14 protein-coding genes are annotated in these 12,847 nt (G+C 64.4%); 5 read left to right on the forward strand and 9 right to left on the reverse strand.

Annotation, left to right across the window (positions count from 1 at the left end):
* Positions 1 to 166 precede the first annotated feature (166 nt).
* Together E5P3_RS01090 and E5P3_RS01095 are read right to left on the reverse strand one after the other, a co-directional pair.
* The gene (locus E5P3_RS01090; protein ID WP_162584304.1) at positions 167 to 1,006 is read right to left on the reverse strand and encodes an amidohydrolase family protein; all 840 of its coding nucleotides are present in this window, start codon (positions 1,004 to 1,006) and stop codon (positions 167 to 169) included.
* Between the two features lie 124 nt (positions 1,007 to 1,130).
* Positions 1,131 to 1,487 (reverse strand): Bug family tripartite tricarboxylate transporter substrate binding protein, encoded by a 357-nt coding sequence (locus E5P3_RS01095; RefSeq protein ID WP_232072941.1) that lies wholly within the window; start codon positions 1,485 to 1,487, stop codon positions 1,131 to 1,133.
* Between the two features lie 77 nt (positions 1,488 to 1,564).
* On the opposite strand from E5P3_RS01095, the gene E5P3_RS01100 reads away from it, so the two are divergent.
* A protein-coding gene (locus tag E5P3_RS01100; protein WP_162584305.1) for an IS3 family transposase occupies positions 1,565 to 2,700 on the forward strand; the annotation gives its coding sequence in 2 pieces (ribosomal slippage) (positions 1,565 to 1,817 and positions 1,817 to 2,700; 1,137 coding nt in all).
* Here the strand turns inward: E5P3_RS01100 and E5P3_RS01105 are convergent.
* The 4 genes from E5P3_RS01105 to E5P3_RS01120 all read right to left on the reverse strand — a co-directional run bounded on the left by E5P3_RS01105 (position 2,675) and on the right by E5P3_RS01120 (position 6,849).
* Complete coding sequence (locus tag E5P3_RS01105) at positions 2,675 to 3,331, reverse strand: Bug family tripartite tricarboxylate transporter substrate binding protein (RefSeq protein WP_162584306.1); 657 nt, start codon at positions 3,329 to 3,331, stop codon at positions 2,675 to 2,677. The two genes, E5P3_RS01100 and E5P3_RS01105, sit on opposite strands and share 26 nt — an antisense overlap.
* Before the next feature lie 141 nt (positions 3,332 to 3,472).
* The gene (locus E5P3_RS01110) at positions 3,473 to 4,510 is read right to left on the reverse strand and encodes a Bug family tripartite tricarboxylate transporter substrate binding protein (protein WP_162584307.1); all 1,038 of its coding nucleotides are present in this window, start codon (positions 4,508 to 4,510) and stop codon (positions 3,473 to 3,475) included.
* Positions 4,511 to 4,563: 53 nt separating this feature from the next.
* Positions 4,564 to 5,745 carry a M24 family metallopeptidase gene (locus E5P3_RS01115; RefSeq protein ID WP_162584308.1) on the reverse strand — a complete coding sequence of 394 codons (1,182 nt, stop codon included), beginning with the start codon at positions 5,743 to 5,745 and terminating at the stop codon, positions 4,564 to 4,566.
* A 39-nt stretch (positions 5,746 to 5,784) separates the two neighbouring features.
* Positions 5,785 to 6,849, reverse strand: a complete 1,065-nt coding sequence (locus E5P3_RS01120) for a threonine aldolase family protein (RefSeq protein ID WP_162584309.1) — start codon at positions 6,847 to 6,849, stop codon at positions 5,785 to 5,787.
* A gap of 121 nt (positions 6,850 to 6,970) precedes the next feature.
* Here E5P3_RS01120 and E5P3_RS01125 point away from each other — a divergent pair, with 121 nt between their 5' ends.
* Both E5P3_RS01125 and E5P3_RS01130 read left to right on the forward strand, forming a co-directional pair.
* The gene (locus E5P3_RS01125; protein ID WP_162584310.1) at positions 6,971 to 7,849 is read left to right on the forward strand and encodes a LysR family transcriptional regulator; all 879 of its coding nucleotides are present in this window, start codon (positions 6,971 to 6,973) and stop codon (positions 7,847 to 7,849) included.
* A 427-nt stretch (positions 7,850 to 8,276) separates the two neighbouring features.
* Positions 8,277 to 8,555 carry a hypothetical protein gene (locus E5P3_RS01130; protein WP_162584311.1) on the forward strand — a complete coding sequence of 93 codons (279 nt, stop codon included), beginning with the start codon at positions 8,277 to 8,279 and terminating at the stop codon, positions 8,553 to 8,555.
* A gap of 230 nt (positions 8,556 to 8,785) precedes the next feature.
* On the opposite strand, the gene E5P3_RS01135 is transcribed toward E5P3_RS01130, so the two are convergent.
* From E5P3_RS01135 to E5P3_RS01145, 3 genes are all read right to left on the reverse strand, one after another.
* Entirely contained in the window at positions 8,786 to 10,111 is a 1,326-nt protein-coding gene (locus E5P3_RS01135; RefSeq protein WP_162584312.1) for a M16 family metallopeptidase, read from the reverse strand.
* A 3-nt stretch (positions 10,112 to 10,114) separates the two neighbouring features.
* Positions 10,115 to 10,372 (reverse strand): helix-turn-helix domain-containing protein, encoded by a 258-nt coding sequence (locus tag E5P3_RS01140; protein WP_162584313.1) that lies wholly within the window; start codon positions 10,370 to 10,372, stop codon positions 10,115 to 10,117.
* 137 nt (positions 10,373 to 10,509) lie between these two features.
* Complete coding sequence (locus E5P3_RS01145) at positions 10,510 to 11,730, reverse strand: alkene reductase (protein WP_162584314.1); 1,221 nt, start codon at positions 11,728 to 11,730, stop codon at positions 10,510 to 10,512.
* 157 nt (positions 11,731 to 11,887) lie between these two features.
* Between E5P3_RS01145 and E5P3_RS01150 the strand changes: the two genes are divergently transcribed.
* Together E5P3_RS01150 and E5P3_RS01155 are read left to right on the forward strand one after the other, a co-directional pair.
* Positions 11,888 to 12,421 carry a DsbA family protein gene (locus E5P3_RS01150; RefSeq protein WP_162584315.1) on the forward strand — a complete coding sequence of 178 codons (534 nt, stop codon included), beginning with the start codon at positions 11,888 to 11,890 and terminating at the stop codon, positions 12,419 to 12,421.
* Between the two features lie 11 nt (positions 12,422 to 12,432).
* On the forward strand, positions 12,433 to 12,846 hold the full coding sequence (locus E5P3_RS01155; protein WP_162584316.1) for an Hsp20/alpha crystallin family protein: 414 nt from the start codon (positions 12,433 to 12,435) through the stop codon (positions 12,844 to 12,846).
* The last annotated feature ends 1 nt before the right edge of the window (position 12,847 follow it).

Consider the following 12,847-nt stretch of genomic DNA (forward strand, 5'->3'; position numbering starts at 1 on the left):
GACCTACGACTCAGATCGGCCATATCCAGTCATTCGCCACTAGCTGCTTTCTGGTGCCAGCTTCCCGTTGAGCGAGACGATCGTACCGCTAGTGCTGCTGGCCTGCCGGCCGGCTGTAGACGGTACCCTGAACCGTTTCGAGTAGCGATCTCGACCATCAAAATCTTCAAGCTGTGCCCCAATAGAGACGTGCGGGATTCGATACAAGGATTCGGTCTAGCGAGGCCTGATCCTCGACCCACGAAAAGAGCTTCTCCATCAAGAGAGCTGCGTCTGGTGGTTGTTTCAACGAGGTATGGGGCCAGTCGCTTCCCCAGACGACACGCTCGGGCGCTACCTTGATCCAATGCCTGGCTGCGCAATCCACATCCGCGTAAGTCCCATCGCTGCCGACGAGCGAATCCAGGTATGGAGCCGAAAGTTTCATCCATGCGCGACAGTCGCGCATCAACCTTTCGATGATCGCCGCGGCAGGGTGATCGAGCCCACGCGCAACAGGCAGCCTGCCCAGATGATCAAACACGATGTCCACTGGGAGCCGGTCAAGCAGTTCCTCATGCGCAACGACCTGATCAGCGGTCCAATGGAGTTGCACGTGCCAGCCAAGATCTTTGATCCGCGCCGCAATTGGCTCGATCATGTCGAACGAGGTCGGCGCGTGCTCTGGCGTGTAGAGGGTGAAACGGACGCCACGAATGCCCTGCGCGTTGAGTCGGACAAGCGTGGAATCATCTACGTCCGGACGCAACACCGCGACACCACGCGCACGGTCAACGCCGATTTGGGCGATTGCGTCCAAGGTGACGGCGTTGTCCGTGTCGTAATTTCTGGGCGTGACCACTACGGCGCGATCGACCTTCAGTGCTCGTTGCACCCTTGCATAAGCAGACGCAGTGCACGAAATTGCGCCCATGTCGTCTGCAGATAGGATTTCTCTGAACCGAGGATCGAAGATGTGAAGATGTGAATCGCAGGCGTGAGGCGGAACCGACAACTGGGTGGCCATGATTGAGTTGATGTCAAGTGACTGCTTGTTATGAAAGACGCCTCGCACTCAGGATCGCCAGGGTCAGCAATCGTTCGCGCGCAAGTGGTTTGGATGAAGGCATCGCCAGTCCGCTGCAGCGCACCTAATCTACTTTGATGTTCCGCGCCTTCACCAAAGCATTGGCTCGACTTGTTTCGTTCTGCACGAACTTGGAGAACTCTTCGGGCGTAGTGTTGCCCGGCTCTAGGCCGAGTTGCAAAAGCTTTTCCTTGACCTTCGGGTCGTTCAACGCCGATTGAAGAGCCTTGCCCAGGCGCTGCACGACGTCAGGCGGCGCTCCCTTGGGCAAGAACACGCCGTTCCACTCCGACGTGTTGAAGCCCGGCAGACCCTGTTCAGCCAAAGTGGGAACCTCGGGTAGCAACGCCAGACGCATGGGAGAAGTGACGCCAATGGCCCTCACCTTGCCGCCCTTGATGTAGCTCAGGCTAAAGGCCACATTGCTGATGCGCTGCCCCCGGAAATTCGTAGAGCTTAGGTCTAGAGTCCGATCAACCCGAAATGGAGATCGGACCGATGAAGAAGCGATACACCGAGGAACAGATCATTGGCTTCCTGCGTGAGGCCGATGCGGGCATGCCGGTCAAGGAGCTGTGCAGGAAGCATGGCTTCAGCGAGCCGAGCTACTACGCCTGGAAGGCTAAGTTCGGTGGCATGAACGTCTCGGACGCGCAGCGCCTGAAGTCGCTGGAGGCAGAGAACACTAAGCTGAAGAAGCTGCTGGCCAACTCGATGCTCGAGATCGACGCCATGCGCGAGGTGCTCAAGGGAAAGTGAAGGCCGTGGCGGCGCGGCGCGAGGTCGTGCGGCAGTTTCGGGGTCTGGGCCTGAGCGAACGCCGGGCCCTCAGGCTGGTGGGCATGAGTGCCAGCACGCTGCGCTACGAACCCCGCGACGACGGCAATGCGGCCTTGCGCGAGCGCCTGAAGGAGCTCGCGGGGCAGCACCGCCGCCACGGCTACCGCATGCTGCACAGCCGGCTGCAAATCGACGGTTGGGCCATCAACGTGAAGCGCACCTACCGGATCTATCGCGAAGAGGGCTTGATGGTGCGAAAGCGGCGGCGCAAGAAGCTGCCGGTGCCAGAGCGCCAGCCACTGGTACGCCCGACACAACCCAACGAGGTGTGGAGCATGGACTTTGTGTTTGATGAGCTGGCCAATGGCCGGCGGGTAAAGACGCTGACGGTGGTGGACGACTGTTCCAAGGAGTCGGTGCAGATCGTTGCCGACACATCGATCCCCGCGCTGTACGTGACGCGCGTGCTAGACCAGGCCAAGGCCGAGCGGGGCTTGCCCAAGGTGATCCGCACCGACAACGGCCCGGAGTTCGCCGGACGCACGATGCAGACCTGGGCGGCGAAGAACGGCGTGGAGCTGCGCTTCATCCAGCCCGGCAAGCCGGTGCAGAACGCCTACATCGAGAGCTTCAACAGCCGCTTCCGCGACGAGTGCCTGTCGCAGCACTGGTTTGCCAGCTTGAGCCACATGCGCAGCGTCATCGACAACTGGCGCGAGGACTACAACCATCGCCGGCCGCACAGTACCCTGGGGTACGTGCCGCCGGCCGTGTTCGCCGCGCGTTGCTGCCAGCTCGCTGGCAGCAACGCGCAAACAGTCGCATCAACTACGATGCAAACCCCTGGACTCTAGATCGAAGTGCTACGAATGCCGGGGGCAGCGCACTGAAGTACATCGACACCCGTTCGCCCATCAGGTCGGTGATCGCAGGCGCACCCCCTTTGTACGGCACGTGCATCACGTTGAGCTTGACTTGCTGGTTGAACGCTTCTGCGGCCAAGTGCGAGCCGGAGCCGGATCCGGCCGATGCGAAGTTGAACGCGCCGGGATTCTTGCGCGCGAAATCAAGCATTTCGGGCACCGTCTTATATGGCGCAGCGGCAGGCACCAACAGGACTTGCGGCGCCGTGGCAACCAGTGACACCGGGATGAAATCCTTGGCGGCGTCGAACGGCAACTTGTAAAGCGACGGGTTGACCGAGAAGGCTGACGCGTCGTACAGCACGGTGTAGCCGTCGGCGGCCGACTTGGCAACGGCGTCGGCGCCGATCACTCCCCCTGCGCCCGGCTTGTAATCGAGGACGATCGGTTGGCCCAGCACAGCGCTCATCTCCTGCGTCACGATGCGCGCGGTGATGTCGGCGCCCCCGCCGGCAGCGTAGGGCACCACCATGCGTATCGGCTTCTCTGGCCATGCGGCCCAACCGCAAAGAGGAAGGCTGACGGCCAGCGCCGCGATGGTTCCAAGGATTTGTTTTTTCATGGGTAACTCTCGATCGGGGGGTTGAGGGAACATTGCTCTTCTCATGAGCGATTTGCCTAGTGGGGGAGGCAGATTGAGTTGGATGGCGGCCAGCCAAAAGGCTCGAGTCCTTCCAATGCGGCGACGGCTACCCTCACGGGTTTACTTGGTGATGCGTTCGATCTCACTCATCTCAGACCTGAACACGTTCTCGAACTGCTCGCCTGGAAGACCGAGCGACATGTCCGTGAGGTTGTTCTTCTGGATGTAGTCCGTCATGGCCGCCCCGCTCCTGGCCTTGAGGAATGCCTGCTGCAATGCCTGGTAGCCGTTCGGGTCCTTCTTCACGAACTCGGCGGACACGACGTAAACACCGTAGCGCGAGAGGAAGTTAGGCGACGGCATGGAGTGGCCCAGCTTTGCGAGCTGGCTTTGCAGGGTCTGCGCCTCGTCCCATCGGGGGCTCTTGCGGTCCGAGCCGATGAAGAGCGCCGTTGTCTTCGGGCGCAGCACCGAGCGCACGAAGTCGTCGCCCAAGTTGGCGGTGACGTCGCCTGCCAGAAGAGCGGTGGCACTTTCGGCGCCGCCCTTGTAGTTGACGACGAGAACGTCGATCTTCAGCGTGTCGACGAGCCACTTGGCCAGGACCTCCTGAGCCGTCCCGCCTGTGACCGAGATGGAAAGCTTTCCGGGGTTGGCCTTCGCCTTGTTGACAAAGTCCACGAAGTCGCGGATGCCGGAGTCATTCTTGACGAGGAAGACCCGCGACTCGTGCAGGTCAGCCATCATGACCCGAAAGTCGGTCCCCTTGAACCCTGCGTTTCCGCGGGCAATGGCAAGGTTCAAGTCCGGCTGGTTGATCGCCAGCACCGCCGAGCCGTCGCGGCCCTCACGAAGCAATGCACTGGCACCCAACTGACCACCGGCGCCCGGTTGATTGCGCACCACGACAGTCCGGTTCATCACCTGCTGCAGCGGAACCGAGATCAGCCGCGCGAAGGCATCGGTGCTGCCTCCTGGCGGGTAGCCGACGATGATCTGCAATGGCTTGTCGCCCTGGGCAATGGCGATGCGAGGCAGTGCCACGCTTGCAGCCGTCATTCCGAGGGCACGGGAGAACAGGCGGCGGGACATTTGAGGACAGGGCATGTTCAGAACTCCAGGGTTGGTTGAAGGTGTGACCGGCGTGGCGGTCCGCAAGAGCAAGGGTTTCCAGCCCCGGACTCGAGCTTCCCCGGTTGGCTTAAAGGGCATCAGCCCAGCAGACGTGCGTCGTAGGGCGTGGTGTTGAGTTGCTCGCAGCCGGTTGCGGTCACCACCACCACGTCTTCCAAATGGGCGCCGCCCACGTGCGGCTGGTCGGGCAGAACGATGCGTGGCTCCAGGCACATCACCATGTTCTCCTCGACGACGAAGTCGACACGGCGGTCCACGAGAGGCTCGCCGTGCAGTCCGTAGCCGAGTTGGTGGCCCGTATTGCCGGTGTAGGTGTAGTCGCCCCAGCCGCTGTCCGCGATGACCTCACGCGCGCGCGCATCGATGGCCTTGCCCGTCACACCAGGGCGAATCATCTTCTTGGCCTCCTGCAGAGCAAGGTAAGTGGCCTTGTAGATGGACCGCTGCGTTTCCGTCGGCTCGTCGCCGCACAGGACAGTGCGGCCAAGGTCGGCGGTGTAGCCTTTGACGACCGCGCCGAGGTCCACGATGACCATCTCGCCGGAGTTGATGACCTTCTCGGTTGCGATGCGCTCGAACATCGAGGCATTCGCGCCGGAGGCGATCAGCGGGATGAAGGGCTCGAACTCGGATCCTGCGCGGCGCATGGCGGTCACCGCGGCCGCAGAGACCGACTGCTCGGTCACTCCGGGCCGGATGGCATCAATGGCGGCCAGCGCGCCCAGGTCGGCCACACGCAGCGAATTGCGGATGAGCTCGATCTCGATGGGGTGCTTGACCGCCGTCAGCTGCAGCCACATCGGCGTGACGTCGCCAATCTGCAGCGCGGGGCAGCGCTTCGTGAGCCCCTGAAACACCATGTGCGGCATGATGTCCGTGGCGATGCGTCCTTCGCTCACGCCGTAGTCCGCGAGCATCTTTTCGATGACCTCATGCCACTTCGATACGTGGGGCAGCCGGCGAGCGTCCTCGATGTCCGACTTGAAGCGGATGCGCAGGTCGTCGCTGCCGGAGATGTAGCCGACCACAGGCGGCCGGCCTTTGACGACCAAAGCTACGTACTCTGGCTCCAGGAAGGGGCGAAAGCCTTTGACGTAGAAGTCGGTTGCCCATCGCACCGCTTCGGCCTTGAAGAAGAGGAATGCGTCGAAGCCTGACTTCTCCAGTGCGTTCTGCAGCTTTTGCTGCTTGATGGCATGCAGTTCGTCGCCTGCGTAGTAGCTGGGCGGTTGTTTGGCGAAGTTGATGTCCTTGTTCATGGCTGAGTGGTCCGTTTGGTGGTGGTGGGGCGCGCGCTTTCAGGAGCCGCGTACGTGGGTGCCGCGTTCGGCGGCAACAGCTTTGAAGACTTCCACGGCAGTTCTGATGCCGCTTTCCGAGACATGACGATGGGTGACACACCGCATCAGGGTGGGCCCCCACGGGCGGACCAGGACACCTTGACTGCGCAGAGAGGCCTCCCATTGCTGGGCAGTGCGCCCCGTCGCCAGCACGTCCACCTGGACGATGTTGGTCTGCGGGTGCTTGATGCGCAAAGTTGCAACGCTGGCCAGCCCGTCAGCCAACAGCCGTGCGCAGGCATGGTCTTGCGACAAGCGGTCCACCATCGACTGCAGTGCTTCCAGGCCTGCTGCCGCGGCAATGCCAACCTGGCGCTGGCTTCCGCCCAGCAGCTTGCGCAGCCAGCGCGCGCGCTGGATAGTCTCGACAGGGCCGACAAGAACGGCGCCCATGGGCGCGCTCAGTCCTTTGGATAGACAGACAGAGACCGTGTCGGCCTGCGCGGCAATGCTCGATGCAGGAACGCTCAGCGTGAGAGCCGCGTTGAACAGGCGCGCACCGTCCAAATGGACGCGAGCGTCCGCAGCGCGCGCCAACTCGAAGACCTGGCGCATGTGGTCCAGGGAAGCCACCGCGCCACCTTCGTTGTTGTGCGAAGTTTCAACACACACGAGGCGGACCTTCAGGCCTCCCTTCGTGGACGCAAGCGTTGCTTGCAGTGAGGCCAGGTCAAGCGCGCCCTCAGGGTCAGGGATGGGCTGGTAGAACGCCCCCGTGATGGCTGCTGCGCCGCGTTCGGCGGTGTAGATGTGGGAACCGCTGCCTGCGATGACGACGTCCTGCCGGCTGGCTTGCGCCAGGATGGCCAGCAGGTTGGCCATCGTGGCGCTCGGCGCATAGAGCCCGGCGGGCTTGCCCAAGAGCTTAGCGGTGTACTGCTCAAGCTCAACGGCAGTCGGGTCGCCGTCCAGTCCATCGTCGCCCAATGGCGCCTGGCGCATGCGGTCGTACATCGACTCGGTCGGCAGCGTGACGGTGTCGCTACGCAGATCGACGGTATTGGAAAAAGCGGTGATGCTCATGGACTTGATTAGTTGCGTTTGGTGACTGGTACGTGAACGCCGCGTCGCCGTGGAAGTAATTTATGCAGTTCACGCTGTGAAGGGAATTGATAAGATCCGATTTCAGTTTTGAGAAATCCTCGTGAATCTTTCCGCTCTGAACACCCTTCGCGCCATCCTGGTGCACGGAAATTTCACGGCCGCGGGTGTGGCGGTCGGGTGTACGCCTAGCGCCGTGAGCCTGCAGATCAAACAGCTGGAGCAGTTCTTCGGACAGCCACTGTTCGACCGCAGCACACGTTCCGTGAGACCCACACCGTTCGCCTTGGAGATCGCGGGAGCGGCCACGGACTTCATCGCCAAGGTGGAGTCGCTGCGGTCGCGGCCGTCGATGACAGTGGAGGGCCTGTTCCGCCTCGGCGTCATCACGAGCATGCAAAGCGATGTTCTGCCGCTCGCGCTTCGCACGCTGCGCTCCCGTCACCCTTTGCTGAGCGTGCGCATCCCGCCGCTGAACGACTCCGACGAGCTGCTGACTGAATTGCGGGCAGGACGCATCGATGCCGCGCTACTCGTGCGCCCTGACAACGGGGGCTCCACTCGGATGGTCTGGCGCGAGGTCTATCGGCAGCCCTACGTGATGCTTGCGCCTGCAGACGCAAAATCGTCAGACCCGAGGGTGCTGCTGCGCACCTACGGCTGGATTGCCTACGACATGAGCTTGGCTGGTGGCAGGACGGCAGCCAGACAGGTGCGCGGCTTGGAGCCCAACATTCAAAGCACCATGGAGCTGCGCTCGGTCGATGCCATCGTCTCGATGGTCTCCGAAGGGATGGGCGTAACGGTCTTGCCGCTGCCGCGCCGCCCGATGCTGCAGGCGTACGAATTGAAGGAAATCGGGCTGGGCCGCACCACGCCCTTCCGCCGCATTTCGCTGGTCTGGCGGCGTGCTGATGATGACAACAGAAAAGTCGCAGCCGTAGCGGATGCGTTCAACAGCCATCAGTCGCCGCAGCGCTGAGCCATGGCATCCCGGCACGCACGGTTTTGGCGTATGTGGCGCAGCGCATGCAGCGCCATGAGCCAAGGCCCCGGCTCATACCAACTTGCGATAAGCGACTCCCGTGTTGCGCAAGTCCGCGCAGCAATGGAGTGTGGGTTGGCCACGTCGGCGCTGCTGTCATTTAATGCAGCTGCGGCTGCACGCCAGCGCGGATGGTCGGTCCACCACGGACTATCCATGCACTAGCTAAATGACCGCTTGCCGGCGCCGAAAAGTGGCGGTCGTCCGTCAGCATTGGGCCCTGAACCGCCTTGCGGCCGATCACGCCGAAGGTCCGAGATCAGTCTTAAGCGGGTATTCACGAAGCCTTAGCTTCCCGATCCGGAAGGCGCCAGTCCCAGAAGCAAAGAGCAAGCGCGCAGTTTGTGACTCAAACGCGGCTGACATGAGAGAGTCGGGCGAAGAGACTGGTGAATCCGCCTTTCCCGCTCTCATGCCCCTCACACTCCTCCACCGCATCGCCCACCACCCCCTCCCCCTCGTCCTCACCTCCGACCCCGACATCCAAGCCATCCTCCCCCTCATCCACGCAGGCCACGTCAAGGCCGCGATGCAGGTGACGCTCGATCCTTGGGGCGGAGGTCCGCAGCCGGGGATCGTGGTGACGGAGCTCACGGCGGCGGGGAGGGCGGCGTTGGAGCGGTTGGCCAGGGAAGGAGAGTGAGGGGCGACCTCTGGGCAGGGCGCCGGGCGATCGGGTGCCTTGAAGCAGGCTCCTCAACACTTCAGTTCGAAGTACCTCTTCGCGCAAGCTCCCCCTGTGTTGCTTGAAGCGTGCAACGCCATGAGCCGGCAGCCAAGCGCCTCGAGTGCTTGAGGGCGGCGCGCGCGCGCAAAGAGCCAGCTGCGACGTACATGGGGCTGCAGCGCGCCCAGCCTGCCGGGTCCGATCCGCTAACGGACGCCGGCAGCCAGGCACGCTGCCAACTGCCGCGCGGTTCGCGCGCTGGCGCCCTTGCCGGTAATCGCCAGCGCCGGGGGGTGGGCCAGCATCGTCCCGAAGACCGCCCGCACTTCTTCGGCGCCGATGTCGTCGATCATGGCAATCGCTCCGGCCATCGGCGTCACGGTTCCAGTGGCGAAGAGCTCTTCGACCGCCTGCTCCATCGTTGCGTAGGTCCGCTCTCCGGCGCGCACACGCGACACGGTCAGCTGATTTTTTGCCCGCTCCAGGTGCACAGGATCGATGGCCGTGGCCTGCGCGCGCAGCAGGCCGCCCGTCTCCGTCACCAGCGCCTCGAGCTGGTCCGGGGTCGTGACCGCATGCACCACGAAGTTGGCCCAGACGTCTCCGCTGTCCATCGTGGAATGGGCCGTGTAGGCCAGGCCGAGTTGCTCCCGGATCCTGTCGACCAGGGGCGCCGACATCCCGCCTCCAAACAAGTTGGCCGCCAGCATTGCGGCAAGCCGCCAGCGCTGCTGCGACATCTCTTCTTGCCGCGCGGGCGCCAGCGGGTAGGCGAGGTTGAAAAACACCTGCGACACCTGCGTGAAGCGCCGGGCCATGGCATGACCGACGTACTTCGCGGGCGCCGGCCGTAGCGGCACGTGTGGTTCGGCCGATCGGGGCATCGCTGCAAAGAGTTCCCCGGCGAGCGCCACCCAGGCTTCGACGTCGAAGTCCCCGGCCGCAGCGACGACGGTCTTTTCCGCGACGTAGTGGGACCGCACGTGGCGGACCAGATCGTGCCGTGTAAAGCCTTCGATGTTCCCGACGGTGCCGATCACCGGCATGCCCATCGGGTCGTCGCCCCAGATGGCGCGGTCGAGCAGCTCGCTGGAGCCATCCTCCGGATCTTCCTCGTACTCGATGGCCTCCTGGCGAATCACTTCCAGCTCGCGCTGCAATTCATGGGCGGGAAATGTGCTGTTCAGGACGATGTCGGCCGTCATGCGCAGCAGGTGCTCCGCGTGCCGGCCCAGGCCTGTCATGAAGTAGCCGGTGGTGTCCTTGCCGGTGAAGGCGTTGACCTCCGCGCCCAGCCGCTCCGCATCCAGATTGATGGCCTGCACGGAGCGGGTGGTGGTCCCCTTGAACGCCATGTGCTCCAGGACATGGCCGATGCCGTTTGTGCCCGGCGTTTCGTCGCGGGAGCCGACGCGCAGGAACACGCCCACACTGGCGCTCTGCACGTGGGGCATTGGGATGGCGAGCAGCCGCACCCCGTTGGCAAGCGTGTGAAGGGCGAAGGTGGCGCGCTTCGCCGGCAGCCGGCCCATGGCTCAGCGGCCTTCAGGCTGCTGCAGCCTGACGCCGATGCCGTAGAGCGCGAGCAGGCCCAGCACGTGCCCGATGGCCACGCCGGGCTCACCCGCTTCGATGCGGCCGATGGTCTGGACATGCACGCCCAGGCGCGCGGCCGCGGCGGCCTGACCCTCCCCGGCCGCCGTCCGGGCCAGCCTTGCCGCTGCCCCCAATTCACGGATTGAACGCAAGGCGTCGCCGCCGATGTCTGCCGAAATTCTCTTGCCTTGCGCCATGGCAGCATTGTCGCCGCGCCCGCCGCTCGGCTCGCGTCAGGGCCCGGTGCCCACGAGCGATCCGCGGTCAGACCTCTCCTGCTCTCCTGCTCTCCGCATGCGCAGGACATCTGGCGCGCCAACCCTCTCGGTTGAGCCTAGCGCCAGCTCTCGTCCACGCAAGCCTTGGGCGCCTCGCCGCGCTCCTGCGCCAGGCTGGGGTAGTCCGTGTAGCCCTTCTCGCCGCCGCCGTAGTAGGTGGACCCGTCGTCCGGATTCAAAGACGCGTGCGCGCGCAGCCGTTCCGGAAGGTCCGGGTTGGCGATGAACTTGCGGCCGATGGCAATGAGGTCGGCTCGGCCCTCCCTCAGCCATTGTTCGGCCGTCTCGGCGTCGAAGCCGCCGGCGAGCATGAGCGGGCCGCTCCAGGCCTGGCGAATGCGCTCCAGCATCTGCATGGCCGCCGCACTGGGAGTCGACTTGCTGTCCAGCGCGGCCATGGCCGGGTTGACGACGTGCAGGTAGGCCAGCTTGCGGGAGTTCAGCTCGCGCGTGGCATGGGTGAAGGTGGTCAGGGGATCGTCGTCGCGGATGTCGTTGGCCGTTGCCATCGGCGACAGGCGCACCCCGACCGCGTCGGCGTCCCAGACCTGCGTTACCGCGTCGACGACTTCCAGCAGCAGGCGCACGCGGTTCTCGACCGGACCACCGTACGCGTCGGTTCGGCGGTTGGTGCCGCTGCACAAGAACTGGTCGAGCAGGTAGCCGTTGGCAGCGTGGACCTCCACGCCGTCGAAACCAGCCTTGATCGCGTTGCGCGCCGCGCGCTCGTACTGGCGCACGAGGTAAGGCATTTCCTCGAGCTGCAGCGCTCGGGGCGTCACGAAGGGCGCCAGCTGGCCTTCGCCCTTGTCGTTCTCGATGAAGGCCATCCCCTCCGGCCGCACGGGGGAGGGCGCAACCGGTGGCATGCAGTCGGGTTGCAGCGAAGGATGAGAGATCCGGCCCACATGCCACATCTGCAGGACGATGCGTCCGCCGGCTTCGTGCACCGCATCGGTGACCAGGCGCCACCCCTCTACCTGCTCACGGCTGTGGATGCCCGGAGTCCAGGCGTAGCCCTGCCCCTGCATCGAGATCTGCGTCGCCTCGGAAATGAGCAACGCGGCCGAGGCGCGCTGCTGGTAGTAGCAGGCGTTCAGCGCCCACGGCACGTTCCCCGGTTGGCGTGCACGCGACCGGGTCAGCGGGGCCATGACGATGCGGTGCGGCAACTGGAAGCGACCGACTCTGATGGGCTGGAACAACAGCCGCTGCTCCGCGTCCGGGGGCTCGGCGGCCTGGTTTGTCGCGGCGGGCGACTCGATGGTGGCGGACATAAAGAACTCCTTCTTCCGGGGGGCATGACGAGAGTGTCGACCCTGGGCCGGCGGCGAAACCGGGCGCCGCGTGTCCAGGCTCCAATATCAGCCGGCGGCCGCCATGGACAGCAGGAAAACGGAATAAACGCCCGCGGCGCGGGGCTAACTTCGGTGGATGAACAAACTCACCATTCCCATCAACGAGCGCGACCATCTGCGCGGTTCACCGGACGCACCGGTGCTGCTGGTCGAATACGCCGATTTCGAGTGCCCGTACTGCGGTGCGGCCTACCGGGTCGTGAAGAAGCTGGAGCAGGACCTGGCGGACACGCTGGCCGTCGTGTTCCGCCAGTTCCCGCTGGTCAACGTGCACCCGCACGCGCAAATCGCGGCCGAGGCCGCGGAAGCGGCGGGGGCCCAGGGCCGGTTCTGGAAGATGCACGACCTGCTCTTCGAGCACCAGGACGCACTGGCGCCCGCCGACTTGTTGAAATACGCCGCCGCCCTGCACCTGGACCTGGAGCGGTTCGCCAGCGACCTCTCCGGCCACGCGTTCCTGTCCAAGGTCCAGAACGACATGACGGGCGGGCTGCAAAGCGGCGTCCAGGGAACGCCGGCCTTCTTCATCAACGGCGTGCTCCACCGGGGCGGGTACGACGAAGCTTCCCTGCTCGCCTCGATCATGCTGGTCGCGGCGGCAGCCTCCTGAGCTCCGCAACCATGGCGCGCGAAAGGGATACCAGCGGCTGGATGTGGGGGCAGGCCTGCGACCTGATGGACCAGGCCGAGCGGCTGCACCGCCAGTTCTTCCGTCCCGCGGCGGTGCAGCAGGCCCAGGTGGTCTGGGAGCCGCCGGTGGACCTGCTGGAAAACGAGCGCGAGATCGTCCTTGTGGTCGCCATGCCGGGCGTGAGCGCCGAACGCATCCAGGTGGCCGCCGAGCCCGGCGCCATCGTCGTGCGCGGAACGCGCCCGGTGCCGCTGGTGCCCGGCTTGTCTGTGCGGCGGCTGGAAATCCCGTACGGCATCTTCGAGCGGCGCATCCTCCTGCCCTCCCGCGGCCTGGAGCTCGAGCCGCCCGAAGTGCAGCAGGGCTGCCTGATCGTGCGCCTGCGCAAGGTGGGAGGAACATGAG

Origin of the sequence: Variovorax sp. RA8 (assembly GCF_901827175.1) — a bacterium.
Lineage (GTDB): Bacteria > Pseudomonadota > Gammaproteobacteria > Burkholderiales > Burkholderiaceae_C > Variovorax.

Coding starts and splice junctions, on each gene's coding strand:
- E5P3_RS01090 (WP_162584304.1), bottom strand. CDS start 1,006: ATGGCCACCCAGTTGTCGGTTCCGCCTCACGCCTGCGATTCACATCTT.
- E5P3_RS01105 (WP_162584306.1), bottom strand. CDS start 3,331: ATGAAAAAACAAATCCTTGGAACCATCGCGGCGCTGGCCGTCAGCCTT.
- E5P3_RS01115 (WP_162584308.1), bottom strand. CDS start 5,745: ATGAACAAGGACATCAACTTCGCCAAACAACCGCCCAGCTACTACGCA.
- E5P3_RS01120 (WP_162584309.1), bottom strand. CDS start 6,849: ATGAGCATCACCGCTTTTTCCAATACCGTCGATCTGCGTAGCGACACC.
- E5P3_RS01130 (WP_162584311.1), top strand. CDS start 8,277: ATGAGAGAGTCGGGCGAAGAGACTGGTGAATCCGCCTTTCCCGCTCTC.
- E5P3_RS01135 (WP_162584312.1), bottom strand. CDS start 10,111: ATGGGCCGGCTGCCGGCGAAGCGCGCCACCTTCGCCCTTCACACGCTT.
- E5P3_RS01140 (WP_162584313.1), bottom strand. CDS start 10,372: ATGGCGCAAGGCAAGAGAATTTCGGCAGACATCGGCGGCGACGCCTTG.
- E5P3_RS01145 (WP_162584314.1), bottom strand. CDS start 11,730: ATGTCCGCCACCATCGAGTCGCCCGCCGCGACAAACCAGGCCGCCGAG.
- E5P3_RS01150 (WP_162584315.1), top strand. CDS start 11,888: ATGAACAAACTCACCATTCCCATCAACGAGCGCGACCATCTGCGCGGT.
- E5P3_RS01155 (WP_162584316.1), top strand. CDS start 12,433: ATGGCGCGCGAAAGGGATACCAGCGGCTGGATGTGGGGGCAGGCCTGC.